The 25,644-nt window shown below is 68.2% G+C and carries 24 protein-coding genes and 2 tRNA genes; 13 read left to right on the forward strand and 13 right to left on the reverse strand.

Annotated elements, in window-relative coordinates; translation table 11 throughout:
- Window positions 1–152: 152 nt before the first annotated feature.
- Window positions 153–235, reverse strand: a tRNA-Leu gene (locus ACIQCZ_RS17850).
- 315 nt (window positions 236–550) lie between these two features.
- Here ACIQCZ_RS17850 and ACIQCZ_RS17855 point away from each other — a divergent pair.
- From ACIQCZ_RS17855 to ACIQCZ_RS17895, 9 genes are all read left to right on the forward strand, one after another.
- Entirely contained in the window at window positions 551–1,423 is an 873-nt protein-coding gene (locus ACIQCZ_RS17855; RefSeq protein WP_402283268.1) for an FhaA domain-containing protein, read from the forward strand.
- Window positions 1,424–1,433: 10 nt separating this feature from the next.
- A complete protein-coding gene (locus ACIQCZ_RS17860; RefSeq protein WP_376209218.1) occupies window positions 1,434–1,949 on the forward strand; it encodes an FHA domain-containing protein in 516 nt (171 codons plus the stop codon).
- A 129-nt stretch (window positions 1,950–2,078) separates the two neighbouring features.
- On the forward strand, window positions 2,079–3,563 hold the full coding sequence (locus tag ACIQCZ_RS17865) for a Stp1/IreP family PP2C-type Ser/Thr phosphatase (RefSeq protein ID WP_402283270.1): 1,485 nt from the start codon (window positions 2,079–2,081) through the stop codon (window positions 3,561–3,563).
- A 23-nt stretch (window positions 3,564–3,586) separates the two neighbouring features.
- Window positions 3,587–4,999: an FtsW/RodA/SpoVE family cell cycle protein gene (locus ACIQCZ_RS17870; protein WP_402283272.1), complete on the forward strand. Its 1,413-nt coding sequence runs from the start codon at window positions 3,587–3,589 to the stop codon at window positions 4,997–4,999.
- Window positions 4,996–6,453, forward strand: coding sequence for a peptidoglycan D,D-transpeptidase FtsI family protein (locus ACIQCZ_RS17875; protein WP_402283273.1), 1,458 nt, complete (start codon window positions 4,996–4,998; stop codon window positions 6,451–6,453). Before ACIQCZ_RS17870 ends, ACIQCZ_RS17875 begins: the two co-directional genes overlap by 4 nt.
- Window positions 6,454–6,721: 268 nt before the next feature.
- Window positions 6,722–7,138, forward strand: a complete 417-nt coding sequence (locus tag ACIQCZ_RS17880; protein ID WP_376274357.1) for a hypothetical protein — start codon at window positions 6,722–6,724, stop codon at window positions 7,136–7,138.
- A gap of 153 nt (window positions 7,139–7,291) precedes the next feature.
- A complete protein-coding gene (locus ACIQCZ_RS17885) occupies window positions 7,292–8,185 on the forward strand; it encodes a hypothetical protein (protein ID WP_402283275.1) in 894 nt (297 codons plus the stop codon).
- Between the two features lie 184 nt (window positions 8,186–8,369).
- Window positions 8,370–10,355: a Stk1 family PASTA domain-containing Ser/Thr kinase gene (gene pknB / locus ACIQCZ_RS17890; protein WP_402283277.1), complete on the forward strand. Its 1,986-nt coding sequence runs from the start codon at window positions 8,370–8,372 to the stop codon at window positions 10,353–10,355.
- Between the two features lie 149 nt (window positions 10,356–10,504).
- Window positions 10,505–10,888, forward strand: a complete 384-nt coding sequence (locus ACIQCZ_RS17895; protein ID WP_402283278.1) for a VOC family protein — start codon at window positions 10,505–10,507, stop codon at window positions 10,886–10,888.
- Window positions 10,889–11,067: 179 nt separating this feature from the next.
- On the opposite strand, the gene ACIQCZ_RS17900 is transcribed toward ACIQCZ_RS17895, so the two are convergent.
- From ACIQCZ_RS17900 to ACIQCZ_RS17925, 6 genes are read right to left on the reverse strand one after another with little or no spacing between them, the layout of a single operon-like run.
- Window positions 11,068–11,796 carry a class E sortase gene (locus ACIQCZ_RS17900; protein ID WP_402283280.1) on the reverse strand — a complete coding sequence of 243 codons (729 nt, stop codon included), beginning with the start codon at window positions 11,794–11,796 and terminating at the stop codon, window positions 11,068–11,070.
- Between the two features lie 27 nt (window positions 11,797–11,823).
- A complete protein-coding gene (locus tag ACIQCZ_RS17905) occupies window positions 11,824–13,281 on the reverse strand; it encodes a class E sortase (RefSeq protein WP_402283281.1) in 1,458 nt (485 codons plus the stop codon).
- The gene (locus ACIQCZ_RS17910; RefSeq protein WP_376274372.1) at window positions 13,278–13,916 is read right to left on the reverse strand and encodes an aminodeoxychorismate/anthranilate synthase component II; all 639 of its coding nucleotides are present in this window, start codon (window positions 13,914–13,916) and stop codon (window positions 13,278–13,280) included. Before ACIQCZ_RS17910 ends, ACIQCZ_RS17905 begins: the two co-directional genes overlap by 4 nt.
- Entirely contained in the window at window positions 13,913–14,095 is a 183-nt protein-coding gene (locus ACIQCZ_RS17915; RefSeq protein WP_351072028.1) for a hypothetical protein, read from the reverse strand. The genes ACIQCZ_RS17910 and ACIQCZ_RS17915 overlap by 4 nt, the downstream gene beginning before the upstream one ends.
- Window positions 14,096–14,151: 56 nt before the next feature.
- On the reverse strand, window positions 14,152–14,850 hold the full coding sequence (locus ACIQCZ_RS17920) for a class E sortase (RefSeq protein WP_402283282.1): 699 nt from the start codon (window positions 14,848–14,850) through the stop codon (window positions 14,152–14,154).
- A 26-nt stretch (window positions 14,851–14,876) separates the two neighbouring features.
- Window positions 14,877–15,644, reverse strand: a complete 768-nt coding sequence (locus tag ACIQCZ_RS17925) for a DUF881 domain-containing protein (RefSeq protein ID WP_402283283.1) — start codon at window positions 15,642–15,644, stop codon at window positions 14,877–14,879.
- A gap of 142 nt (window positions 15,645–15,786) precedes the next feature.
- On the opposite strand from ACIQCZ_RS17925, the gene crgA reads away from it, so the two are divergent.
- Window positions 15,787–16,041 (forward strand): cell division protein CrgA, encoded by a 255-nt coding sequence (crgA, locus tag ACIQCZ_RS17930; protein WP_265543105.1) that lies wholly within the window; start codon window positions 15,787–15,789, stop codon window positions 16,039–16,041.
- Between the two features lie 397 nt (window positions 16,042–16,438).
- On the opposite strand, the gene ACIQCZ_RS17935 is transcribed toward crgA, so the two are convergent.
- Window positions 16,439–17,338, reverse strand: coding sequence for a rhomboid family intramembrane serine protease (locus tag ACIQCZ_RS17935; protein ID WP_402283285.1), 900 nt, complete (start codon window positions 17,336–17,338; stop codon window positions 16,439–16,441).
- Window positions 17,339–17,493: 155 nt separating this feature from the next.
- A complete protein-coding gene (locus tag ACIQCZ_RS17940) occupies window positions 17,494–18,021 on the reverse strand; it encodes a peptidylprolyl isomerase (RefSeq protein WP_402283287.1) in 528 nt (175 codons plus the stop codon).
- 425 nt (window positions 18,022–18,446) lie between these two features.
- Between ACIQCZ_RS17940 and ACIQCZ_RS17945 the strand changes: the two genes are divergently transcribed.
- Window positions 18,447–19,181, forward strand: coding sequence for a DUF5324 family protein (locus ACIQCZ_RS17945; RefSeq protein WP_402283289.1), 735 nt, complete (start codon window positions 18,447–18,449; stop codon window positions 19,179–19,181).
- Between the two features lie 66 nt (window positions 19,182–19,247).
- Here the strand turns inward: ACIQCZ_RS17945 and ACIQCZ_RS17950 are convergent.
- Window positions 19,248–19,320 (reverse strand) — tRNA-Ala (locus tag ACIQCZ_RS17950).
- A gap of 170 nt (window positions 19,321–19,490) precedes the next feature.
- Here ACIQCZ_RS17950 and ACIQCZ_RS17955 point away from each other — a divergent pair.
- A complete protein-coding gene (locus tag ACIQCZ_RS17955) occupies window positions 19,491–20,039 on the forward strand; it encodes a DNA-binding protein (RefSeq protein WP_189543011.1) in 549 nt (182 codons plus the stop codon).
- Window positions 20,040–20,268: 229 nt separating this feature from the next.
- Window positions 20,269–21,621 carry a serine/threonine protein kinase gene (locus ACIQCZ_RS17960; protein ID WP_402283291.1) on the forward strand — a complete coding sequence of 451 codons (1,353 nt, stop codon included), beginning with the start codon at window positions 20,269–20,271 and terminating at the stop codon, window positions 21,619–21,621.
- 87 nt (window positions 21,622–21,708) lie between these two features.
- Here ACIQCZ_RS17960 and ACIQCZ_RS17965 read toward each other — a convergent pair whose 3' ends face one another.
- From ACIQCZ_RS17965 to ACIQCZ_RS17975, 3 genes are all read right to left on the reverse strand, one after another.
- A complete protein-coding gene (locus tag ACIQCZ_RS17965; RefSeq protein WP_402283293.1) occupies window positions 21,709–23,136 on the reverse strand; it encodes a hypothetical protein in 1,428 nt (475 codons plus the stop codon).
- Window positions 23,136–25,067: a VWA domain-containing protein gene (locus ACIQCZ_RS17970; protein WP_402283294.1), complete on the reverse strand. Its 1,932-nt coding sequence runs from the start codon at window positions 25,065–25,067 to the stop codon at window positions 23,136–23,138. The genes ACIQCZ_RS17965 and ACIQCZ_RS17970 overlap by 1 nt, the downstream gene beginning before the upstream one ends.
- Before the next feature lie 150 nt (window positions 25,068–25,217).
- On the reverse strand, window positions 25,218–25,352 hold the full coding sequence (locus ACIQCZ_RS17975) for a DLW-39 family protein (protein ID WP_003958712.1): 135 nt from the start codon (window positions 25,350–25,352) through the stop codon (window positions 25,218–25,220).
- Between the last annotated feature and the right edge of the window lie 292 nt (window positions 25,353–25,644).

The raw sequence follows: 25,644 nt of genomic DNA on the forward strand, positions 1-25,644 counted from the left end.
CACACCGACGAACGCCACCACGCATCGACGAACGCCAACCGGCACTCGGCGCCCGGCACCGACGGGCGTGGCCGACCATCGACGAAATATCGGTGTCCATCGAGGAACGAAGAAGCCCCACGGGCCGTTGGGCCTGTGGGGCTTCTCTCTTGTGCGCGAGGGGGGATTTGAACCCCCACGTCCCTAAGGACACTGGCACCTGAAGCCAGCGCGTCTGCCGTTCCGCCACTCGCGCAAGAGTGGTGTTTCCAGACTCTCTCACCGTTTGGTGCGAGCGCCTGGCGACATCCGGAAGATTAGCACGCTGGACAGGGTGGATTCACATCCGTTGTTTCACCGAAGGCCTGGCGGGAACCGGGAACGCCGAACGGCAGCCCCCACTCCTCCTCAGTGCACCCCTGGTGCGGGACACTGTCAGGAGGCCGCCTCTACGATCCGTGTGAGAGGTGACACTCATCCACAGGGCAGACAAGGGGAACCAGCCGATTTCCCGACGCGTGGATACGATCAGTAAGCAGTACAGGGACGACTACAACGGAGGAGGTGCCCCATGGGAGTCATGAAGCGTTTCGAGCAGCGTCTCGAAGGTCTGGTCAACGGCACCTTCGCCAAGGTCTTCAAGTCCGAGGTCCAGCCGGTCGAGATCGCGGGAGCCCTCCAGCGCGAGTGCGACAACAACGCAACGATCTGGAACCGCGAGCGGACCGTCGTCCCCAACGACTTCATCGTCGAACTCAGCACCCCCGACTACGAGCGACTCAGCCCGTACTCCGGCCAGTTGGGCGACGAACTCTCCGGCCTGGTCCGCGACTACGCCAAGCAGCAGCGGTACACCTTCATGGGCCCCATCAAGGTCCACCTGGAAAAGGCCGACGACCTCGACACCGGGCTCTACCGGGTACGCAGCCGCACCCTGGCGTCGAGTTCGTCACAGCAGCAGGAGCCCCAGGGCCGGCCGGGACAGCAGGGCCAGCCCCCTTACCCGGGCCCGGGGCGGCCCCCGCAGCCCACCGGCGGCTACGGCTACCCACCCAGCTCCGCCCCGCCCATGCCCGCGGGCCCGCCGCCTGGCGCCGGCCGGCCCGGAGCACCCAGTTCCGACCGGCACCCGCCGGCTGGACCCAGCCCCCTGCCGAACGCGCAGGTGCGGCGCTGGATCGAGATCAACGGCACCCGCCATCAGATCTCCCGCCCGACGCTGGTGCTGGGACGCAGCACCGAAGCCGACGTGCGGATCGACGACCCCGGCGTATCGCGTCGGCACTGTGAGATCCGGACCGGAACGCCCTCGACGATCCAGGATCTCGGGTCCACCAACGGCATCGTGGTGGACGGGCAGCACACAACCCGCGCTACGCTCCGCGACGGCTCGCGGATCGTCGTGGGCAGCACCACCATCGTTTACCGGCAAGCCGAAGGGTGAAGCGGGGGCAATGTCAGAGCTGACCCTGACGGTCATGCGGCTAGGTTTCCTGGCTGTTCTGTGGCTGTTCGTGATCGTGGCCGTCCAGGTCATCCGCAGCGACCTGTTCGGAACGCGCGTCACGCAGCGCGGCTCACGCCGCGCCGCGACCGACGCACGACCGCCCCAGGCGCGCCAGAATGCCGCGGCACCGCCGCAGCAACGCCAACAGCCCGGCCGCCAGCGCCGGGGGGCACCCACAAAACTGGTCGTCTCCGAGGGCACCCTCACCGGCACCACGGTGGCGCTCCAGGGGCAGACCATCACGCTGGGCCGGGCCCACGACTCAACGATCGTCCTGGACGACGACTACGCGTCCAGCAGGCATGCCAGGATCTACCCCGACCGTGACGGCCAGTGGATCGTCGAGGATCTCGGGTCCACCAACGGCACGTATCTCGACCGGACCCGACTCACCACCCCGACACCTGTTCCGCTGGGCGCGCCGATCCGGATCGGCAAGACCGTCATCGAGCTGCGGAAGTAGTACGACAATGAGCGAGCGGAGCGAGCGAGTCGCGGCGGCCCGGGCAACGGACCCGGCCCGGCTCCCGACCGGAGGGTGGGCAGTGTGGCTCGAGACCGGCTGTACCCCGAGCCGACGGGCGAGGTGCGTATGAGTCTTTCCCTGCGCTTCGCCGCCGGATCGCACAAGGGCATGATCCGGGAAGGCAACGAGGACTCCGGCTACGCCGGTCCGCGCCTTCTCGCCATCGCCGACGGCATGGGCGGCCAGGCAGCCGGCGAGGTCGCCAGCTCCGAGGTGATCTCCACGCTCGTCCAGCTCGACGACGACGTCCCGGGCTCGGACATCCTCACTTCCCTCGGTACGGCGGTCCAGCGTGCCAACGACCAGCTGCGCATGATGGTCGAGGAGGATCCCCAGCTCGAAGGCATGGGCACCACGCTCACCGCCCTGCTCTGGACCGGCCAGCGCCTCGGCCTCGTCCATGTCGGCGACTCCCGCGCGTACTTGCTGCGCGACGGCGTGCTCACCCAGATCACCCAGGACCACACCTGGGTGCAGCGGTTGGTGGACGAGGGCCGGATCACCGAGGAAGAGGCCACCACGCACCCGCAGCGCGCCCTGCTGATGCGTGCGCTGGGCAGTGGCGACCACGTCGAACCCGATCTCTCCATCCGTGAGGTCCGGGTCGGCGACCGCTACCTGATCTGCTCCGACGGGCTCTCCGGCGTCGTCTCCCACCAGACGATGGAAGAGACCCTCGCCAGTTACCAGGGCCCCCAGGAGACCATCCAGGAGCTGATCCAGCTCGCCCTGCGCGGCGGCGGCCCGGACAACATCACCTGCATCGTCGCCGACGTCGTCGATGTCGACAGCAACGACACCCTGGCCGGACAGCTCAATGACACCCCGGTCATCGTCGGCGCGGTCGCCGAGAACCAGGCCGCCCAGCTGAACGACGGCGGCGCCATGCAGACCCCCGCCGGACGAGCGGCCGGCCTCGGCCGCCCCGTCCAGCCGCCCGCGGGTGGCTTCGGCCCGCCCGGAAGCGGCGACGGCGCCGGCTACGACGGGATGCCGGACGGCTCCTTCGACGCCTACACCGACGACGACTTCGTCAAGCCCGGCGGCGGCCGCAAGTGGCTCAAGAGGTCCTTCTACATCGTGCTCACGCTCGCCGTCCTCGGCGGTGGTCTCTACGGCGGGTACCGCTGGACGCAGAACCAGTTCTACGTCGGCGCGAAGAACGAACACGTGGCGCTGTTCCGTGGCATCAGCCAGGACCTGGCGTGGGTCTCGCTCTCGGAGGTCGAGAAGGACCATCCCGAGATCGAACTCAAGTACCTCCCGCCCTACCAGCGCAAGCAGGTCAAGGCGACCATCGCCGAGGGCGACATCGCCTCCGCCCGCGAAAAGATCAGCGAACTCGCTGTCCAGGCGTCCGCCTGCAAGAAGGACGCCCAGCGACGTGCGGCCGAGAAGGCCAGCTCCGACGAGGGCCAAGCCCGGGGTACCGGCTCGGACGTCACCAAGACGTCCGATGCCACCAAGACCAAGCCGACCGCGACTCCCACTCCTGGTCCCAGCCTCTCGGAGGAAGAGAAAAAGCTGGCCCCGCAGTGCGGTAAGCAGTAAAGCCGTAGGGGGCCTTCAGCACCATGAGCGTTGTCACCAACACGACCACGATCGGCGCGATCGACGCACCGAGCCGCCGAAACACCGAGCTGGGACTGATGGTTTTCGCCATCGCCATCTCGGTGTTCGCGTACGCCAATGTCGGACTCGCCATGGACGGCAAACTCCCGTCCGGCATGTTCGGATACGGAGGCGGGCTCATCCTGCTCGGCGGCGTCAGCCACCTGGTAGTACGCAAGTTCGCGCCGTACGCGGACCCGCTGCTGCTGCCGCTGGCGACCCTGCTCAACGGCCTGGGCCTGGTGCTGATCTGGCGGCTGGACCAGTCGGATCGGCTGATCTCGCTGGCCAAGTACCAGTACGGCGTCTTCACCCCTTCCGCGCCCAGGCAACTGATGTACTCCGCGATCGGTGTCGCGCTGTTCGTGGGCGTGCTGCTCGTGCTCAAGGACCACCGCATCCTGCAGCGCTACACGTACATCTCCATGGTCGCGGCACTGATCCTGCTGATCCTGCCGATGTTCTTCCCCGGCAAGTTCGGCGCCAAGATCTGGATCACGATCGCCGGTTTCTCGATCCAGCCGGGAGAGTTCGCCAAGATCATCATTGCGATCTTCTTCGCCGGCTACCTCATGGTGAAACGCGATGCGCTGGCTCTCGCCAGCCGCCGTTTCATGGGCATGTACCTGCCGCGTGGCCGTGACCTCGGACCGATTCTGGTCATCTGGGCGCTGTCGATCCTGATCCTGGTCTTCGAGACCGACCTCGGCACGTCGCTGCTGTTCTTCGGCCTTTTCGTCATCATGCTGTACGTCGCGACGGAACGGACCAGCTGGATCGTCTTCGGTCTGCTGATGTCCGCGGGCGGAGCGATCGGTGTCGCCACCTTCGAGCATCACGTCCAGTCCCGGGTGAACGCCTGGAAGGACCCGTTCGGTTGCTTCAAGACCGACGGCGCCTGTGAACAGATCTCCAACGCGATCATGTCCTTCGGTTCCGGAGGCACTCTCGGTACCGGCTGGGGCCAGGGCCACTCTGACCTGATCGGCTTCGCCGCCAACGCCGACTTCATCCTCGCCACCGTCGGTGAGGAGCTCGGGCTCGCCGGAATGATGGCCGTCCTTCTGATCTACGGCCTCATCATCGAACGCGGCGTACGCACCGCTCTGGCCGCCCGGGACCCGTTCGGCAAGCTGCTGGCGATCGGCCTCTCCGGCGCCTTCGCCATCCAGGTCTTCGTCGTCGCCGGCGGCGTCATGGGACTCATCCCGCTGACCGGTATGACCATGCCGTTCCTCGCAGCCGGCGGCTCGTCCGTGCTGGCCAACTGGGCGCTGATCGCCATTCTGATCCGGATCAGCGACACCGCTCGTCGACCCGCCCCGGCCCCCGCCCCGTCCTCCGACGCCGAGATGACCCAGGTGGTCCGACCTTGAACAAGCCCCTCCGCCGGATCGCGATCTTCTGCGGCGTCCTCATCCTCGCCCTGCTCGTGCGGACCAACTACCTGCAGTACGTCCGCGCCGACGAACTGAACAGCCGCGACGAGAACCGTCGCGTCCGCATCGAGCGTTACGCACACGAGCGCGGCAACATCATCGTCGACGGCAACCCCGTCACGGGTTCCGTCGAGACCAAGGGCAGCGACTTCAAGTACAAGCGGGTCTGGAAGAACGGCCCCATGTGGGCCCCTGTCACCGGTTTCTCCTCGCAGGCCTTCGACGCGACACAGCTCGAAAGCCTTGAGGACGGCATCCTCACCGGCAACGACGACCAGCTCTTCTTCGACCGCACGCTGTCGATGTTCACCGGCGAGAAGAAGCAGGGCGGCAACGTCGTCACCACTCTCAACGGCGACGCCCAGAAAGCCGCCTTCAAGGGGCTCGGCAACAAGAAGGGAGCGGTGGTCGCCCTCGATCCGCGGACCGGCGCGATCCTCGCCCTTGCCAGCACCCCCTCGTACGACCCCTCGGTCTTCGCGGGCAACTCCAACAAGGACAGCAAGGCGCGGCAGGAGCTCCTGAACGACAAGGACAAGCCGATGCTCAACCGGGCATTGCGCGAGACCTACCCGCCCGGTTCGACCTTCAAGGTCGTGACGGCCGCCGCGGCCCTGGAGAACGGCCTCCATTCCGACATCGACGCCAAGACGGACTCCCCGCTGCCCTGGCGGCTGCCGCTGTCCACCGACAACCTCGCCAACGAGGGCAACATCCCGTGCGAGAACGCTTCGCTCCGCGAGGCACTTCGGATCTCCTGCAACACAGTCTTCGGCAAGATGAGCGACGACCTCGGCAACGACAAGATGATCGAGGAAGCGGACAAGTTCGGCTTCAACAAGGAGATCTTCACTCCGGTCCGCGCCGTCGCGAGCGTCTACCCGAAGGACAACCGGCCGCAGAACGCCATGGCGGGCATCGGCCAGGCCTCCAACCGTGCCACCCCGCTCCAGATGGCCATGGTCGCCGCCGCGGTCGCCAATGACGGCAAGCTGATGCAGCCGTACATGGTCGCCGAACGCCAGGCACCCAATCTGGACGTGATCTACACCCACGAGAAGGAGCAGTTCAGCCAGCCGCTCTCGGCCGAGAACGCCCAGAAGCTCCAGCAGATGATGGAGACCGTGGTCCAGAACGGCACCGGCCGCAACGCGCAGATCCCCAACGTCACGGTCGGCGGCAAGACCGGTACCGCCCAGCACGGCCTCAACAACAGCGAGAAGCCGTACGCCTGGTTCATCAGCTACGCCAAGACCAAGGCGGGATCTCCTGTCGCCGTGGCCGTCGTGGTGGAGGACGGCGCCGCGGTCAGCGATGACATCTCGGGTGGTGGCCTGGCCGCGCCGATCGCCCGGGACGTGATGAAGGCAGTCCTGGCACGCAGCAGGTGACGGCCTGATCCACTCGCTGTCGTGCGCCAGGCCGTAAGCCTTCCGCACCCGCCCATCCACTCGCACCCGGTCGTCGTACGCGTACGGCCGGGTGCGAGTGCGTGCGCGCATGATCTCCGTCACACCGAGTGCGGACTCCTTACCCTGCGGGGTCGGGCTGGTTACGCTCCCAAGATCAACCAGTTGATATGGACACAGCAAAGAACTCCGTTCACAAAACGGTCGGCGCTTTCCATCGAAACTGGCCAGTCCAGGGAGGGGTACCCACATGAAGAAGGCATTTTCCCTGCTCATAGCCGGCGTTTCCGCGGCTGCGGCCGTCACCATCACGACAGCCACTCCGGCTGCCGCCGACACCTGCATGTCCGGAGCGGACAAGGGCGGCTACGAGCTCTACTTCAACTCGAACCAGAGCAGCGCATGGCAGGGGTGGGCCTGGAACGACCCCAGCTTCGGTGACGACTACTTCATGTGCCGGGGCAACGGCAGTGGCTACACCCAGATCGTAAAGAACAACGCGGCGTACGTAGTGAACTGGAACAACTCCAGCAGCGTCCGCATTTACTACAACTCGAACTACCAGGGTGCGTACCAGACGTTCGGCAAGGTGTTCAGCAGCTCCTACGCCGGCCCGCTCAACAGCACGCTGAAGAACAACAACGCGTCCGCCCAGTACGTTTCGTAATGCCCGTCGGCGAGTTGCCGCCGGCCTCGGCGGCAACTCGTCGTTCCCACCCAGCGACCGGGACACGAATCAGAAATGCCACGCTCAGCTCCAGCAGGATGGTCCACCGCGCGCCCGGCCATCACCCGGCGGATCGCCACGACCCTCGTTCTCATGGTCGGTGCGGCGGCATGCGGCAGCAGCGGCGACGCGGAAGGCCCGGCCCAGCCCACGCGAAGGGCCTCATCGGTCGTCGAAGAGGCGGATCCCGCACCGGTACGGGCCATCCCCAAGAATCCAGTGGCACGGGACCTGAAACTTCCTCTCGACGCCTACATGATCGACAGTGCCCGGTCCCGGCAAATTTTCCTGGCAACCGAAGAGCTGAAGCAGAAATGCATGCGGGAGCAGGGATTCGACTACGTTCCCGAAAAACCCATCCCCCCGGCCGGACCGCTCGGAAACGAGCTGCGCTACGGAAGCGCTGACGCGAAGATCGCCGCTACGTACGGGTACCGGTTGCCGCCGGAACGTGATCCGAGTGCCCAGAAGAAGCCGCCGACCGAGAACAAGGGGCTCTCGGACAAGGCATTCAAGGTGCTCACCGGGCTCAAGCCGGGAGAACGCCCGAAGGCGACCACTCTCGGAAACTCCGACCGCGGTTGTGTGGGCACGGCGGAACGAAAGCTGGCGGAGGGTGCCCCGGACATCGGCGATGGAATGGCCGCACAGATCCTCTCCCAGGAAAGCTTCATACGGTCCATGGACGACCAGCGCGCCAAAAAGGTCTTCGCTTCCTGGTCCGGGTGCATGAAGGAAAAGGGCTTCGACTTCAAGACGCCCATGGACCCCGCGAAGGAATTCACCGCCGCGGGACCGCCGACCACTGCCGAGAAAACCACCGCGACGGCAGATGTGGAATGCAAGCAGAAGTTCAATGTCGTGGGTGTCTGGTACGCAACGGAGACGGCCTACCAGAACGGCGCAATCCGTGAGAATTCCGACCAATTGAACAAACTGCGCACCTACAACGAGACCGTGGTGAAAGCCGCATCATCTCTGAATTGACATGGTCAGAGCCGCTGCGCGGCCCGTGCGGATGTCACACGAACCGCACCCGCCAACGCCCGCCGAGCAGGACCGTTTGTACCGGTCGCGTATCGGCTCCGGGCAGCGCCGGGTTTGATTTGCCTCGCCGGGTACCGTATTCCAGGCACCCGTACGTGGACGGTTCAGGGAGAGGTCTACCGCTATGGAAGAGCCGCGTCGCCTCGGCGGCCGGTACGAGCTGGGCTCGGTGCTCGGTCGTGGTGGCATGGCCGAGGTCTACCTCGCACACGACACCCGGCTCGGCCGCACCGTAGCTGTGAAGACGCTGCGAGCCGATCTGGCCCGCGATCCGTCCTTCCAGGCCCGGTTCCGCCGTGAGGCCCAGTCCGCCGCTTCGCTCAACCACCCGGCGATCGTCGCGGTCTACGACACCGGCGAGGACTACGTCGACGGGGTCTCCATCCCGTACATCGTGATGGAGTACGTCGACGGGTCGACGCTCAGGGAACTTCTGCACTCCGGCCGCAAGCTGCTGCCCGAGCGCACCCTGGAGATGACCGTCGGCATCCTCCAGGCGCTGGAGTACTCGCACCGCGCGGGCATCGTCCACCGTGACATCAAGCCGGCGAACGTCATGCTGACGCGCACCGGCCAGGTCAAGGTCATGGACTTCGGTATCGCCCGCGCCATGGGCGACTCCGGCATGACGATGACCCAGACCGCGGCAGTCATCGGCACCGCCCAGTACCTCTCCCCGGAGCAGGCCAAGGGCGAGCAGGTCGACGCGCGCTCCGACCTGTACTCCACCGGCTGTCTGCTCTACGAGCTGTTGGCGGTCCGGCCGCCGTTCGTCGGCGATTCCCCGGTCGCGGTGGCCTACCAGCACGTACGGGAGGAACCTCAGCCGCCGAGCAACTTCGACCCCGAGATCACGCCCGAGATGGACGCGATCGTGCTGAAGGCCCTCACCAAGGACCCCGACTACCGCTACCAGTCGGCCGACGAGATGCGCGCCGACATCGAGGCCTACCTCGACGGTCGGCCGGTCGCCGCCACCGCGGCGATGGGCGCGCCCGGTTACGGCGGCTACGAGGGGTACGGCAACGACCAGCCCACCACCGCGCTGCGCGCCGCGGACCAGAACGGCGCCCCCACGTCCATGCTGCCCCCGGTCAACCCGGACGACGGCGGCTACGGCTACGACGACCGCCCGGACCGGCGTCGCCAGAAGAAGAACAACACCTCGACGATCCTGCTGGTCGTCGCCGGCGTCCTGGTGCTGATCGGCGCGATCCTCATCGGCCGGGCGGTGTTCAGTGACAAGAGCGACAGCGGCCAGGTCGATGTGCCGAACGTGGTCGGCTCGACCCTGAAGGAAGCACAGAAGCTCACGGACACCTCCGGCGTCGTCCTCAAGGTCGTCTCGCGCGAACCCTGCGAGGATCAGCCCAAGGGCAGGATCTGCAGCCAGACACCGACCCCGGACCGCAAGATGGCGGAGAAGGACACCGTCGAGGTCGTCGTCTCGACCGGTGCCCCCAAGGTCGAGGTCCCGGACGTCGTGGAGAAGACGGAGGAAACCGCCCGCAAGGACCTTGAGGCCAAGGGCTTCACGGTGAACGTCACCGCGATCGAGTCCGACAAGACCGCGGGTACGGTCATCAAGCAGAACCCCGACGGTGGCTCGAAGGCCGAGAAGAACTCCGAGGTCACGATCACGGTCGCCAAGGAGGCCACTCAGAAGGTGCCGAACGTGGCCGACCGGGACTATGACGCCGCGGTGGCTCAGCTCAACGGTGTGGGCTTCAAGAACGTCTCCAGGACCGACGTCGATTCCGACAAGCCCGCGGGCCAGGTGATCAGCCAGAACCCGCCCGCGGACTCGATGCAGCCGCTGACCACCCAGATCGTGTTGACGGTCTCGAAGGGTCCGCAGCAGCCGGCGCAGGTAGCGGTTCCCGAAGTCAGGACCAAGAAGGTCTCCGAGGCCAAACAGCTGCTGGCTCAGGCCGGCTTCACGAACATCCAGTTCGCGAACGGCAGTTCCCCGGACGACAACGCCATCGTCTCCGGCATCGACCCACAGCCGGGTACCCAGGTGGACCCGAGCACTCCCGTCACACTCACGACGGTGGGCGGCAACGGGAACGGCAACATCTTCGGCGGCCCGTCCGGCGGGCGGCACTGACCCCGAACCGCAGCGACCGCCATCGGGCCCCGGCACCTCAACGGTGACCGGGGCCCTTTGCCTGTGGCCGGCAGGCCACGACAACCCGCAGCGCCCTAAGGAGCAATGCAGCTCGGTCGCACGACGAGATCGTGAGGCAAGCTGTTGGCATGAGATCTCGAACGGGTGGCATGTGGTGGGGAACGACGGTCGAGGCGCCGGACCCCAGCGGTCTGGCCAAGTTCTACGCCGAACTCCTCGGGTGGCATCTCGGAGACGAGGAGCCCGGAACGGCCATTGTCGCCGCCTCCCCGCAAGGACCCTTCTTCGTGTTCCAGCAGGCGGATGACTATCGGGCTCCGGTCTGGCCTCCGATCGACGGGGAACAGCGCCCGATGATGCATTTCGACTTCCAAGTCGGCGATCTGGACTCCGCTGTCACCGAGGCGGTCGCCTTGGGAGCCACCTTGGCGGAGTTCCAGCCACAGAAGAACGTCCGGGTGATGTTCGACCCCGCCGGACACCCCTTCTGCCTGTGCTTCGATCAAGCATGACCGGCCGGGTCCGACTCCGGATCGGCACCTGACCCGGCCCGACACATCCGAACCGTCCTGCGGTCCATGGCTCTTGACTATCACTCAGCTCGAAGTCGCAAGGTCCGGTTGCGACTTCGGGTTCGACTCGTCGCGTGGTTTCGTTGGGATCGGGCCGGGCTTGATCCGAACGGGAGGCGCTAACGCAGCTCCGCCGGCTTCGTGCGCTCCTTGTCCACCTTCTCCGTACGCACCAGCTCGCCCCACACGATGTAGCGGTACTTCGACGTGTAGACCGGCGTACAGGTCGTCAGCGTGATGTAGCGGCCGGGCTTCTTCGCTCCCGAGCCCTTCGGCACCGCCTGCAACACGTCGACGTTGTACTTCGACGTCTCAGGAAGCTCCTTGAAGACCTTGTAGACGTACCAGGTGTCCCGGGTCTCGAAGACGACCGCGTCCCCCGTCTTCACCTTGTCGATGTTGTGGAACTTGGCACCGTGCCCGTCGCGGTGTGCCGCCAGGGTGAAGTTGCCCTTCTCGTCCCAGGGGAGAGCCGACTTCACCGGGTCCGTGTAGTAGCCCGCGATGCCGTCGTTGAGGTTCTCCGTGTCGGTGCCCTTCTTGACCAGCACCTCGCCGTTCTTCATCGACGGGACATGCAGGAAGCCGATGCCGTCCTTGGTGTCCAGCGCACCCGGCCCACCGGCCCAGCGGTCGCGGACGGTGTGCCCCTGTTTGGTGGCCTCCCGGTCGGCGAGCACGTTCGTCCACCAGAGCGAGTAGACGACGAAGAGACCCAGCACCAGGCCCGCGGTGATCAGGAGTTCACCGAAGAAGCTGACCGCGGTCGCGACGGGATGGCGGTCGCTGCGCCGTGGTGGGGGCCCGGATTCACCGACTCGCTCTTCGTGCTCGGTCCTCGCTGTCACCGCACCCGTCCCTGTCGTGATGATGTTTCAGCCGACGAGCGCGTCGGGCTTTCCCTTGCTGCGCGGTCGTTCGTCGACCATCTTGCCCCAGACGATCAAACGGTACGTACTCGTGAATTCCGGCGTACAGGTCGTCAGCGTGATGTACCTGCCCGGCCCGGTGAACCCGGAACCGGGCGGTACCGGGCCGATCACCGAGACATTGGACGGAGATGTCTGCGGGAGAGTTTTCGTCGCCTTGTACGTGTAGTACGCGTCCTGCGTCTCGACCACGATCAGGTCACCGGGGCGCAGCCGGTTGATGTAGCGGAACGGCTCGCCGTGCGTGTTGCGGTGGCCCGCCAGCGCGAAGTTGCCCTGCTTGGCCGACGGCATCGCGGTACGCAGCGCGCCCTCGCTGTAGTGACCGACCATGCCGCGGTCGAGGACCTTCTCCTTGCTGATGCCCTCGGCGATCGGAGCGACCACGTCCAGCTTGGGGATGTGGATGATGGCGAATCCCTGCCCCGCTTCGAACACACCGGGATTGCGGTCGCCCTTCGCCCAGTCGTCCTGGATCTTGTGCGTCTCCTTGCCGGCGTACTGGTCGGCACGCACATTCGTCCACCACAGCTGGTACGTGACGAACAGCAGCATCAGTACACCGAGAGTGATGAACAGCTCCCCGGTGACCCGGCTGGCGACCACGGCCGGGCTGTCCTTGGCCGCGCGCGCCGCCCGCCGTGCCTCGACCCGCGACATCGGCTTCCCGGCCGGCGCAGTGGTCGGCCCCGTGGTTCCCGGGCGCTGTTCGGCACGCCGGCGGCCGCGCCCCTTCGCAGCACGTCGGCGCTCGGCGCGGCCTCCGGTACGTGGTTCCGGATCGGTCCCCTCGTGCCCGGCGCCAGGTTGCACGAAGCTCTCCGCGTCGCTCACCGCCACCGCCACCGGCTCCCGCTCCGGCTCCGGCTCGGGTCCGAACCCGGAATCCGGCCCGGGGCTCGACCGCTGGGGCGCCACCGGCCGACCGGCCGGGATCCGGAGGGCCGCCGTCCGCGGGCCGACCGTCGCGTCGTGCGGCGGGAGCGGCACCGGGGGCTGAGGGGCGGGCTCCGCCACGGGTGCGGAAGAGGGCGTCGGGGAGGGTGTCTGCCGCCCGTACCAGTCCCGTTCGAACCCCTCGGGGTCGTACCACTCCCGCGGGGTCTCCTCGGGGCCCCGCGCCCCCTGAGGAGCCGGTACCGGTCCCTGTGTCCGCGTCCGCGCCCGTGGCTGCTGATCCGGGGCCCGGTGCTGCCCTCGGCCCCGTACCGCCTCCTGTCCCGCCCCCTCCGGCGGGATACTGCCTGACCGGAACCACGGTGAGGCATGCTGCCCCGGCAGCGGATCGTTCAGCGGATCCGCCAGCCGGTCGACCGCCGCCTCGAACGCGCCCGCGGCCTCGTACGCTCCTTGCTCGTACGGGCCGTCCTGTCCGGCGTCGTGCTCGGGGCGGAGTGCGGTCACGCGGCGGCCTTGCCCACCACCGGCGCGAGCCCCGCCGATCTCGCCACAGCCTCTGTGTCGCCGCAGCGCGCCAGCCAGTTGGCCAGCATCAGATGGCCGTGCTCGGTCAGCACCGACTCCGGATGGAACTGCACACCCTCCACCGCCAGTTCACGGTGGCGCAGCCCCATGATGATGCCGTCGGCTGTGCGCGCCGTCACCTCCAGCTCCGGCGGAACCGTGTCGGGTTCGGCGGCGAGCGAGTGGTAGCGGGTGGCGGTGAAGGGGGACGGCAGGCCGGTGAAGACCCCGGTGCCCTCGTGGGTCACCAGCGAGGTCTTGCCGTGCAGCAGCTCGGGCGCCCGGTCCACCACCCCGCCGTACGCCACCGCCATCGACTGCATTCCGAGGCAGACCCCGAAGACCGGGACGCCCGTGGCCGCGCAGTGGCGGACCATCTCGACGCAGACACCCGCCTGCTCCGGGGTCCCCGGGCCGGGCGACAGCAGGACACCGTCGAAGCCGTCCTGGGCGTGTGCCGTGGTCACCTCGTCGTTGCGCAGCACTTCGCACTCGGCGCCGAGCTGGTAGAGGTACTGGACGAGGTTGAAGACAAAACTGTCGTAGTTGTCCACGACAAGGATGCGGGCACTCACTGGCCGGCCCCCGTCCCGGTCGAGCCGTCGACCGTCACATCGCCGAACGGGAGCAGCGGCTCCGCCCACGGGAAGACGTACTGGAAAAGCGCGTAGACGACAGCCAGCACCAGCACGAGCGAGATGAGCGCACGCACCCATGCGTTGCCCGGCAGATGCCGCCAGATCCAGCCGTACATGCTGTCCCCTCCATTCGGTACGGGACCAGACTAAAGGGCCGGGGCAGAAGCGTGGGTCAGCTGTGGAAAGCTGCCGGCTTGCCTTGGGTCACAGGCTGGGTCGCGTCGAGGTGCGCCCAGGCGATCAGCCGGTGGCTGCTGCCCCACTCGGGGTCGCAGGTGGTCAGCGTCAGATAGCGGCCGGGCCCGTCGAAGCCGGACCTGCGGGGAACGGGATCGATGACCCCGATGTCGCTCGGCACCGTCCGGTAGGGCTTCTTGTCGATGCGGTACGTGAACCACGTCGTCCCGTCCGTCAGCACCACCGGGTCGCCCGGTCGCAGCTTCGGGAAGTCCTTGAACGGATCCCCGTACGTACGGCGGTGTCCGGCCACCGCGAAATTGCCCTGCGCACCGAGACGGGCGGTTCCGGTGTAATGGCCGAGCCCCTTCTGCAGGGTCCGGACCTCGGTGTTCTCCAGAACGGGCCACTCCCAGCCCTTGCCGAAGCGCGGAATGTAGAGCATCGCGAACGGTTTGCCGTCCCGGTACGCCGCCGGGGCGGGCGGGGCCGTCGGCTTCGGAGATCTGTCCGGTGCGGGGGCGGTCACCGGCCCCCGGGACCACTGGTCGCGCAGGGTGTCGATCTGTCCCTCGGTCGCGTCGGCGGCCTTCACCCCGGTCCAGAACAGCACGTACACCACGAAGAGCACGATCAAGGCACCGACGGTGATGCAGAGTTCACTGAACGTCCTCACGACCAGTCGCACCGACACCGTGTCGGCCTCCCCACTGCTGCTCGCTACTGCACCGGCTCCGCATGGTGGAGATCCACTGTGCCCGAGTAGCCGGGAAGAGTCACCGCCTCGTTCTCGTCGACTTTCCAGCCGAGCCCGTACGCCTTCACATAGAGCAGGTAGTTGCTGATCGCCGGGGAGTCGTTGAGCGCCTGCTTGAGCCTGCCCGGGTCACCGACCGCGGTGATCTTGTACGGCGGGGAGTAGACCCGGCCCTGGAGGATCAGCGTGTTGCCGACGCAACGGACCGCGCTGGTGGAGATCAGCCGCTGGTCCATGACCTGGATGCCCTGGGCGCCGCCCTGCCAGAGGGCGTTGACGACCGCCTGAAGGTCCTGCTGGTGGATGACCAGGTCATTGGGCTGCGGGTCGGGGTAGCCGGGGTTGGCGGTGGCATTGGGCGGGGCGTCGTCGAGGGTGACGGCCACGGACCGCCCGGAGAGCTTCGCCGTACCCGCGGCGCGCTCCAGTGCCTTGAGCCGCGCGTCCTCGGCCTCGGTGCTGCCGTCGTCGCGCCGGACGAGGGAGTCGATGTCCTCGCGGACGGATGCGGTGGTCTCGTCCAGTTCCGCGTTCTTGCCGCTGCGCTGCTGGATGAGGTCGGAGAGCTTCAGCAGCGAGGAGTCGGTGCGGATGTTGGTGCCCTTGGCCGTGTTGGCGCTGGTGACGAAGATCAGCCCGGCGAGGGCGAAGACAGCAGCCGTGAGCACCCGGGCCGGGTGCCGGACGGTGCGCCGGACCGGTCCTTCGGGGGAGTCGGCAGAATTGCTCAACGTACCCTTATCTCCTTAGGCGCCACGGAAGCACTACGCTAACGGACGCCCGGGGGAGGCAGCATTCCCCCTCGGGTCCCTGCCCCGGCGCCAGCCACAGTTCCCTGCGCGGTCACGCAGCGCATCGACAGGAGAGTTCCTCGTGCCGAAGTCACGTATCCGCAAGAAGGCCGACTTCACGCCTCCTCCGGCGAAGCAGGCAACCAACATAAAGCTGACCAGCCGCAGCTGGGTGGCGCCGGTGATGCTGGCGCTCTTCCTGATCGGTCTGGCCTGGATCGTCGTCTTCTATGTGACCGACGGCGACCTGCCGATCAAGTCGCTGGGCAACTGGAACATCGTCGTCGGCTTCGGCTTCATCGCCGGCGGCTTCGGTGTCTCCACGCAGTGGAAGTAGTGCCGCGGACCGGGTGACCTCACGGCCGAACCCGGTCCGGCAAGCCTTGCCCCAAGTTACCCACAGCGTTATCCACAGGCAGGGGAAAAGGTCAGACGATCTGTGGATAACTCCCTGGCTGTTGACGCCGATGTGACTGCAGCCTGCCTCGTCCAGAGGCGGCACGCCCCTTGTCCCTGCTGGAAAAACCCAGCTCAGCGACAAGGGGCACAGTTGTTCCCACAGAATGCACAAGATCCGGTACGCGCTGTGGACAACTGGTGCTGTGGACAACTGACCGAGGGAACAACCGAACATCGGCGCCCCCGGCCACGTCCGCATCGGCACCTGCGGCCGTGACCGTTTCGGCGTCCACAGCCGCCGTGTCCGCAGGCCTGGCGCCCGCGGCTCCGTCGGCTCAGGTCAGTGCTGCTGTTCTGGCGAGGACGATGACGACCACGGCCGCCAGGACGAGGGCGCAGGTGCCGTACTGCACCAGTGCGCGCCGCTCTCGAGGTGCGTGCACCATGCCGATCGCGATCAGCGTGCCCGCGATCAGCCCGCCCACATGCGCCTGCCAGGCGATTCCGCCCCAGGGGTTGAAGGTGATGACCAGGTTCACCGCGAGAAGCACGAAGACCGGGCGCATGTCGTAGTTGAGCCGGCGCATCAGCACGGCGGTGGCGCCCAGCAGACCGAAGATCGCTCCGGAGGCACCGAGCGAGGGCTGATTCGGCGCGGCGAGCCAGTAGGTGAGAGCACTGCCCGCCAGGCCGGAGAGCAGATAGAGCGCGAGGTAGCGGGCGCGGCCGAGCGCCGCCTCCAGGGGGCCGCCGAGCCACCACAGTCCCAGCATGTTGAACGCGATGTGCCACACCTCCTGGTGCAGGAACATCGAGGTCACCAGCCGGTACCACTGACCCTCCGCAACACCCTCCGCCGGGCCGCCGTAGTAGAGGTTGGCCCGGCCGAAGAGCGTCAGGTCCTGGAGCAGTGACCCCTTCACGTACACCACGATGAACACGGCGACATTGATGCCGATGAGGATCTTGGTGATGAGCCGGGGGTCGGCCGTGACGGGGGCGCCGGCGACCGTGCGCGGCCGGGCGGCACCCGGGCCGTGTCCCGTACCGGCTCCCTGGCGGACGCAGTCCGGGCACTGGAAGCCGACCGAGGCGTTGACCATGCACTCGGGGCAGATCGGCCGGTCGCAGCGGGTGCAACGGATGTGTGTCCCGCGGCCGGGGTGGCGGTAGCAGCTGAGCGAGCCGTCCGTGGCGGCGGTCCGGTCCCGGTCTCCCGGCGGCTGCTGGTCCATCGGTCCCCTCACTTCCCGGCCCCTTCGGTCCTCGTCGTGGCGGCAGTACGCACAACGCAGCCCTGCTCGTCCGCTATGTAACAAGTACGGACGAGCAGGGCTGTTGGTTCCCCGAAGGGACATTCAGGGCGTGATCACGTGACGACCACCGGTGATCAACGGTTCTCGATGACGACCGACTCGATCACGACGTCCTGCAGCGGTCGGTCGGTGCGGGCGTTGGTCTGGGTGGCGGCGATGGCGTCCACGACCTTCTGGCTGGCGGGGTCGACGACCTCGCCGAAGATCGTGTGCTTGCCGGTCAGCCAGGCGGTCGGGGAAACGGTCACGAAGAACTGCGAGCCGTTGGTGCCCGGGCCGGCGTTGGCCATGGCCAGCAGGTACGGCTTGTTGAAGCTGAGGTCGGGGTGGAACTCGTCACCGAACTCGTACCCCGGGCCGCCGGTGCCGTTGCCCAGCGGGTCGCCGCCCTGGATCATGAAGCCGCTGATGACGCGGTGGAAGACGGTGCCGTCGTACAGCGGTTCCGTGGACTTCTTGCCGGTCTCGGGATGCGTCCACTCGCGCTCGCCCTTGGCGAGCTCGACGAAGTTCTTGACCGTCTTGGGCGCGTGGTTCGGCAGAAGCCGGATCTCGATGTCGCCCTGGTTGGTCTTCAAGGTGGCGTAAAGCTGCTCGGCCACGATCTGCCTTCCGTAAGTCTTCGGTGACGTTAAGTCTTCGATGCCGTCCACCGATCCTCGCACGGGCCGTCCGCTCCGGCGCCCGGCCGCCACCCCGAACGCGCCTCGCTCACCTTCTTGCCCGATTCCGCGCCCCGTGCGCCGAGGCCGGCTCCGCCCCGCTCGCCTGCGACGTGTCCGGAACCCCTTCCGTCCGCTCGCTGCAGGAACAAATGCGGCCAAGCGCGTGACGCCCCGGCGCGGGCTGAGCCGAACCGTGGCATTGTCGTCGGCAAGCTCCCCTTGCACCACATTGCCCCAAAGCATCACTCATGGGCCGAATGACCCGGATGCCCGCCCCGCATGCCGTACGGGTCTCCGGCGGGCATGATCTCGAAATGGGTGGAAAGGCGGAGTGTCTACCCGCCACCAAGGAGGAGGATCCCGTGACCCGCATCGACAGCGTGCGCGCCGCAACCGACTCGGCCAAGGACAGCGTGCAGCACGCCGCGGAAGTGGTGGCGCCCTACGCCGACACGGCCAAGGACCAGGCCGCGCATCTCGCGTGCGAGGCCCGCGCGCGGCTCGCGCCGAAGATGTCGAAGGCAGCCCGGCAGGCCCGCGTCCGATACGACGCGCATCTCGCACCGCGTCTCGAACTGGCCCGTGCTCATGTGCCCCCCAAGGTCGACGAGGCGGCCCAGCGTGCCGCGGTCCGTACCCGCCGGGCCGCTCGTACCGCCGCCGACTACACCGTCCCGCGCGTCGGCTACGCGATGTCCGTCGCCCAGCCCATGGCCGAGGAGGCCTCGGCGCGCAGCGCCGCCGCGCTGGCCGCCCTGCGCGGGCAGGTCACCGCGAAGGAGATCAGGCAACTCGCCAGAAAGCACGAGCGGCGGGCCAAGGCCGGCCGGCTGTTCAAGGGCCTCCTCGTGGCCGGCATCGTGGCGGGCGGCGCCTACGCCGCGTGGCGGTGGTGGGACAGGCAGGCCAATCCGGACTGGCTGGTCGAGCCGCCCGCTCCCACGGAGGTGTCCGACCGCGCGCCGCTGTCCTCGGTGGACGGCAGCGGCCCGGCCTCGGCCGGCCCCGACGCCCAGGGCGGGCAGACCGACAGGGAGGCCAGGGGGACGGACGGTCCGGGGGGCGTGGACGGCACCGATCTCGACGACGGGCGCTGAGCCGAGCCGTACAAGGAAGCGGGCGCCGGAAGACCTTGAGTCCTCCGGCGCCCGCTTCTTGTTCTGTGGAGCCTAGGAGATTCGAACTCCTGACATCTGCCTTGCAAAGGCAGCGCTCTACCAACTGAGCTAAGGCCCCGAAAAGGGGACAGCACCGGACGCTTCGACGTCTCGGCAACCGTCGCAGACCAGAGTACCGGGTACCCCCCGGAATCCTGCAAAAAGATGGGGACTCCCGGTGGACGACCACTCTCCGTAAGATGCTCGTCGAGGTTCGCAGCAGCGAAGCCGCAGCGAAGGGGAGACGCCATGGATGCAGCTCAGCAAGAGGCAACGGCAAGAGCCAGGGAGCTTCAGCGCAGTTGGTACGGAGAACCTCTCGGGGCGCTCTTCCGTCGGCTGATCGATGATCTCGGCCTGAACCAGGCTCGGCTCGCCGCGGTCCTCGGGCTGTCCGCCCCCATGCTCTCCCAGCTGATGAGCGGCCAGCGGGCGAAGATCGGCAATCCCGCGGTCGTCCAGCGCGTCCAGGCGCTCCAGGAACTGGCCGGTCAGGTCGCCGACGGCAGCGTCAGCGCGGGGGAGGCCACCGACCGCATGGAAGAGATCAAGAAGTCTCAGGGCGGCTCCGTCCTCACCGGCACCGGCCAGACCTCCACCACCGGCGGCGCCCCCACCGTCCGGCGCGTGGTGCGTGAGATCCAGTCGCTGCTGCGGTCGGTCGCGGCCGCCGGCGACATCATCGATGCCGCCGACTCCCTCGCCCCGACCCACCCGGAACTGGCAGAGTTCCTCAAGGTGTACGGCGCGGGGCGCACCGCGGACGCGGTGGCGCACTACGAAGGACACCAGAGCTAAGGACTGTCCCGTGGGCCCCCTCGTTCGGATCGGGCCGGATCAGCGGGCGGGGCCCGGTGCCGTGGAGGCGGAGGGGGAGTCATGGCGGAGTCATGGCGACCCGGCGACGACGCGTCGAGGCGGGGTGCCGGAGCACGCGAGCCCGGCATGATCCGAACGAGAGGCCCTGGGGCACTACCGCCGAGAACCGGGCACGAGCCGAAACAGGAACTGGAGCGGGCGCAGCGCAATGGGTGAGGTCTTCGCCGGTCGGTACGAACTGATCGATCCGATCGGACGTGGTGGAGTCGGTGCCGTCTGGCGCGCGTGGGACCACCGGCGCCGCCGTTATGTGGCGGCCAAGGTCCTCCAGCAGAGCGACGCACACACGCTGCTGCGCTTCGTCCGCGAACAGGCGCTGCGGATCGAGCATCCGCATGTGCTCGCCCCGGCCAGCTGGGCCGCGGACGACGACAAGGTCCTGTTCACCATGGATCTGGTGAGCGGAGGTTCACTGGCCCATGTCATCGGCGACTACGGGCCGCTGCCGCCCCGTTTCGTCTGCACGCTGCTCGATCAGCTGTTGTCCGGGCTGTCGACGGTGCACGCGGAGGGCGTCGTGCACCGGGACATCAAACCCGCGAACATCCTGATGGAGGCCACCGGCACCGGGCGGCCGCATCTGCGCCTGTCGGACTTCGGTATCTCCATGCGCAAGGGGGAGCCGCGTCTCACCGAGACCAACTACGTGGTGGGGACGCCGGGTTACTTCGCGCCCGAGCAGATGATGGGCGCGGAACCGGATTTCCCCGCGGACCTGTTCGCGGTCGGTCTCGTCGCGCTCTATCTGCTGCAGGGGAGGAAACCGGACGCGCAGGCCATCGTCGAGCACTTCGCCTCGTACGGAACTCCCGGCGCCCCGGAGGGGATTCCCGAACCGCTGTGGCAGGTCCTCGCGGGACTGCTGCAGCCGGATCCCCAGGCCCGGTTCCGTACGGCGACGGGCGCGCGCAAGGCACTGACCGCCGCGGTCGACATGCTGCCCGAGCCCGGTATCGACGACGAGCCGGTGGAGGTCTTCGACCAACTCGGCCCGCTGCCCGACGGCTTCGGCCCCGCCGGGCCGCTCACGGCCCCCCGGACGGCCGCGCAGGACTCACGGCCGGCTCACACGGACCCGGCGGCCCAGCAGCCCGTGGAGCAGCCCCGCACCCAGCCGTCGATGCCGATGTCGGAGACGGGCAGTTTCCATCTCCCACCGCCTCCGCAGCAGCCCACACAGCTGCCCCGGCCGACGCAGCCGTCCACGCCTGCCACTCCCCTCCCCGCGCATACGGCCGCCCCTTTCCACGCGCCCGCGCCGGATCTCTCACAGGCCCCCACGGCCGCGGTGCCGCACGAACCGGCCCTCACCCGGGCCTACACCGTCGGGCAGCCGCAGATTCCCGCCTCCGGACCAGGGGTTTCCCCGCACCTCTCGGCCGCCGTTCCGGCGCAGGCTCCGCAGAAGCGCCCGGGACCGTCCACGAAGGTGGCGGTCCCGGTCGTGCTGCTGGCGCTGATCTGTTTCGCCGTGGGCATCTGGGCACTGACCCAGAGCTGAGCCGGCGGAAGGAGCCCGCGTCGTTGCCCTGAGCCGAGCATGGCGGGGCCGGAGCCGTCGCCGTGTGCGGCAGCGGCTCCGGCCCGTTCACCAGGTCTGTGTCGGTCCCCCGTACGGCGGTTGCCCGCCCCCGGCCGGGCCTCCCGCCGCCGGGCCGTTCGAACCGACCAGGCCGTTCGAACCGACCGGACCCGCCGCACCCACCGGACCGTTCGAACCGACCGGGCCCGCCGGGGCGGTCACGGCGCGGCGCCGCGCCAGCAGCGTCCACACGCCCAGCCCGAGCACCAGCACCGTTCCCACGCCGATCCCGGCCACACCGACCATCCTCATGGTGTCGCTCCTGGCCGCCTCGGGGTCGCTCTTCCCACTCCTCGCCATGTCCTTGTCGTTCTGCGTGACCGAGAAGATGCCGGTGTCACCCGTGTACGGCGACTTCGCCGCCGTCCCGTCCACCTTGACCTTGAGGATCATCGGAATCCCCTTGTCGCCGTACGACTTCGCGACTTCCGGGCTGAGCGCGACCGACAGGTAGTACCAGCCGGCAAATCGCATGGCGCTGACACTGCTGTTGGAGTCGTACCGGTTCTCGTACGCCACCGGCGGCAGCGGATCCAGTGATACGGACGCGGACTTTCCGGAGTACGACAGCGGCGTCGCGCTGTCGACATGGCCGTGTGCCGGATTGTCGAGGGAGAGTGCGAGCGCGCTGCCGATGAATTTGTCCGAGGCGTTGTTGTTGCCCAGGTCGACGGTGGCGAAGATCTGCTGCCCCCAGTCCACCGGCACCCGGTAGAAGCGCGTCTGCCCGGGTGCGATGGTGTCGTGCCACTCGCCGGTCTGCAGGCTGGTCGCGTCGTAGTAGCTGGTGCCGCCCGACCGCCTCTGCGGGGCGTCGGTGGGCGGCGCGGGCAGCACCGACGGCCAGTTGTCCGGCGCCTCGGTCGGCGTCGAACCGCCCTGCTTCAGCTGCGGCTCCGACTCGTAGCGCAGTTCCAGATCCCACGCGTCGGGCGTCGAGGTGGCCTTGCTCTCCCGCTCGATCAGGACGTTGTACGTACCGGCTTCCTGGCAGGTGCTGCTGTCCTTGTCCGCGATCCGGTAGGCGTACGCCGCGATCGGACGCGGGAACTCCGCCGACTCGAACCGCGCGTACTCCGAACTGCACTGCAGGTCGGTGCTGTCCCTGATGCTGAGCTTGATGCCGTCCCCGTAGGCGACCTGTCCACCGCCCCTGGGCACGACCACCGCCGATACGTATCCGTTGGTCTTCGCGTCCAGGTTCAGCCGGTAGTAGAGCTTCTCGCCCTGCTCGATCGAGCTCTTGTAGACCGATCCGGGCGTGAGCGCCGTCGCCTCGGTGCTGACCTCCGCGCCACCGACCGACTTCGCCCCGGGGTCGAAGGTGTACGCAGCGGGCTCCCCGGCCGCGTACGCCTGCCCCGGCAGCGCCGCCGCCGCACAGATCACCGCAGCCGCGGCCAGCGCCACCCGGCCCCTGTTGCGCTGCCTCATCACGCGCTTCCCCTCGTCGTCTGTGCGGCCCGCCCGCGACGCCCGCGCAGGAACACGAGCCCCGCCAACACCACCACCACGGCGCCCGCCCCGGCAACGGCCACGATGCCGGTCCATCCTGCCCCGCCCGTACCGCCGCTGTCTGCGCCCCTGGTCGGATTGCCGCCCTTGTCCACCTTCTTGGCCGCGACAGGAGCGTTGTGCTCGGGTCCGGCCCGTTCGTCGCCGAGCACCGACACCCGCAGCACCACGCCGATCTGCGGGTTCTCCGCGATATCGGCGGCACCCGCCCCCAGCGTCACCGAGACGTAGAAGTCGCCCGCGGCGTGCACGGGCCGGACGTGGGAGCGGTACTCGTAGCGATTGGTCCAGGCGACCGGCACGCCCCCCATCCTGATCGCCGACGGACGGCCGCTGTACACGGTCGTCGGGGTGAACTCGCCGCCACCGGTGAGCGGGGAACGGGCCGGGGTGAACAGCTGGGTCGCGCCGTACGAGTACGCGGAACCGACGCGTTCCACCGTGGGCTCGTTCGCGAACTCCACGTCGTAGCGCACCTGCTGGCCCCATCCGGCCGGAACCTTGTACCAGAGGGTCTGCCCCGGAAGGATCCGGTCGCGCCACACGCCCGGTCCGATGTCCTCGGCGTCGTTGAAGCCGGTACCGCCCCGCACGTCCCGGGGGTCACCGGTGGGCGGCACCGCGTCCCTGCCGCCCTCGCCGTACTCCGGCCGCGACCCGGCGGGCGTGACGCCCTTGTCCAGCTGCGCCTCCACCCCGTAAAGGAGTTCCAGCGGCCAACGCGCGGCGTCGGAGCCCTTTTTGCTGTCCCGCTCCACCATCAGCAGATACCGGCCCGCCCGGTCGCAGAGGCGGGTGCCGCGCTCGGTGGGGATACGGGCCAGCGCCGAAGTCAGCGGCGTCGCCCCCTCCTTCCGGAGGAAGTGCGCGATGTCCGTCCCGCAGGAGCTGTCGGCGCCGTACGTGATGCTGGTGCGCAGCGCATCGAACGCGTCGACGGCCGCCCCGGGCTGCGGCACCGCCGTCGCGGAGAAGTCCACCGTCGAAACGGCGTCCAGGTCGACGGCGTAGTACCGCTTCTCACCGGGCCCGATGGTGTCCAGGTACTGCCCGGGTGCGAGCACCGGCGCGCCCGCGCCCGTCGCCGCGCCCCCGACCGGCTCGCCCCTGAACCGGTAGCCGTCCGCGGAGAGCCGTGACGCCCGTTGCAGCTGCCGGACCAGCGACCTGGCGTCCGGGGCGTCGTAGTAGCGGCCGTTGCCCGCCGCGGCCACGCATTCGAGCTGCCGACGGGCCTCGCCCCGCACCTGGAAGCCGACGGTGTCGATCCGCAGCCCGATCCCTTCCCTGCCGAGCTCTGCGGCGACCTCGCAGGGCCGCGGCGTACCGCAGTTGTCCTCGCCGTCGGAGATCAGCAGGATGGTGCGCGTGCCGATGGCACCACCCGCGGGCCGGGGAAGGTCCTCGGCGGCCTTGCGCAGCGACAGTCCGACGGGGGTGTCACCCTTGGGTTCCACGGCCGCCACGGCCCGCTTCACAGCCGCCCGGTCGAGTCCGTGCACCGGCTGGACGAGCCTGGTGTCCGTGCAGCCCCGGGGACGGTCGGCGCCGTACACCCGCAGCCCGGTCGGATACCCGTCGGGAAGGCCGTCGACGACAGTGCCGACGGCCGTACGGGCACTCTCCATCCGGGTACGTCCCGTACCGTCGTCGTCCGCCATGGAGCCGGACGAGTCGAGCACCATGACCAGGCTGCCGGCCGCCGCGCGGCCGGGCGCCTCCGAAGCGGCCGGGGCACCGCCCGGTGCCACCGCCACGGCCGGCACCGCGCCCGCCACCAGGGCGAGCACCGCCCCGCCGATCCATGCCCCCGCAGCAGCGGTGCGCCGATGGTGGTCCCGTGCCTTCACCCGTGCCCCCTCGACCGAAAAACCCGGCGTTTTGCTCCCGCAACCTATTGATTTGCTTAGGTGAACTCAAGAGCACAGGTGTCACGGTCCCGCAACAGCACGAAGCCCCGGCCGCTCAGCGACCGGGGCCCGCAATCAGGCTGTTCTGTCTCACACACCCGAACCTGCGGGCACGGAGTCGGTCGCCTCCGTCCACAGATCCTGCTCGGCGCGATCCGCCTGGATCTGGCGGTACACGAGGAGCCCGCCGATGGCGGCCAGTGCGACCAGGAGAAGCTTCTTCACCGCGCGACCTCGTCTTTCCTTGACGTAGGGGACTTCTGCCGCCCGACTATACACACCGACCGATATCGATCGGTGACCTGCCCGCGACCCAACTGGCGCCCGGAGAAGAGCGATCTCCCGGATCCGTCACGAGCACCGCTCCGGCCGGCGGACCCGGTCACACCGTTCGTCCCGGGCAGGACAAGCCCGTCAAGGCCGGTTGAACCATACGAGTGGTGTTCATCTGAAGATCGACCGATCTGCGGCGTCGATCCATGACATCGCGAGCGACATCCACATCATCGGAAAGGTA

It is taken from the genome of Streptomyces sp. NPDC093149, from assembly GCF_044754145.1.
Lineage (GTDB): Bacteria > Actinomycetota > Actinomycetes > Streptomycetales > Streptomycetaceae > Streptomyces.

Excerpts from the sequence above, each read along its gene's own strand:
- pknB (WP_402283277.1), top strand. The coding sequence starts at position 8,370 with ATGGAAGAGCCGCGTCGCCTCGGCGGCCGGTACGAGCTGGGCTCGGTG.
- ACIQCZ_RS17960 (WP_402283291.1), top strand. The coding sequence starts at position 20,269 with ATGGGTGAGGTCTTCGCCGGTCGGTACGAACTGATCGATCCGATCGGA.
- ACIQCZ_RS17860 (WP_376209218.1), top strand. The coding sequence starts at position 1,434 with ATGTCAGAGCTGACCCTGACGGTCATGCGGCTAGGTTTCCTGGCTGTT.
- ACIQCZ_RS17965 (WP_402283293.1), bottom strand. The coding sequence starts at position 23,136 with ATGAGGCAGCGCAACAGGGGCCGGGTGGCGCTGGCCGCGGCTGCGGTG.
- ACIQCZ_RS17870 (WP_402283272.1), top strand. The coding sequence starts at position 3,587 with ATGAGCGTTGTCACCAACACGACCACGATCGGCGCGATCGACGCACCG.
- ACIQCZ_RS17895 (WP_402283278.1), top strand. The coding sequence starts at position 10,505 with ATGAGATCTCGAACGGGTGGCATGTGGTGGGGAACGACGGTCGAGGCG.
- ACIQCZ_RS17865 (WP_402283270.1), top strand. The coding sequence starts at position 2,079 with ATGAGTCTTTCCCTGCGCTTCGCCGCCGGATCGCACAAGGGCATGATC.
- ACIQCZ_RS17915 (WP_351072028.1), bottom strand. The coding sequence starts at position 14,095 with ATGTACGGCTGGATCTGGCGGCATCTGCCGGGCAACGCATGGGTGCGT.
- ACIQCZ_RS17880 (WP_376274357.1), top strand. The coding sequence starts at position 6,722 with ATGAAGAAGGCATTTTCCCTGCTCATAGCCGGCGTTTCCGCGGCTGCG.
- ACIQCZ_RS17855 (WP_402283268.1), top strand. The coding sequence starts at position 551 with ATGGGAGTCATGAAGCGTTTCGAGCAGCGTCTCGAAGGTCTGGTCAAC.
- ACIQCZ_RS17955 (WP_189543011.1), top strand. The coding sequence starts at position 19,491 with ATGGATGCAGCTCAGCAAGAGGCAACGGCAAGAGCCAGGGAGCTTCAG.
- ACIQCZ_RS17885 (WP_402283275.1), top strand. The coding sequence starts at position 7,292 with ATGGTCGGTGCGGCGGCATGCGGCAGCAGCGGCGACGCGGAAGGCCCG.
- ACIQCZ_RS17935 (WP_402283285.1), bottom strand. The coding sequence starts at position 17,338 with ATGGACCAGCAGCCGCCGGGAGACCGGGACCGGACCGCCGCCACGGAC.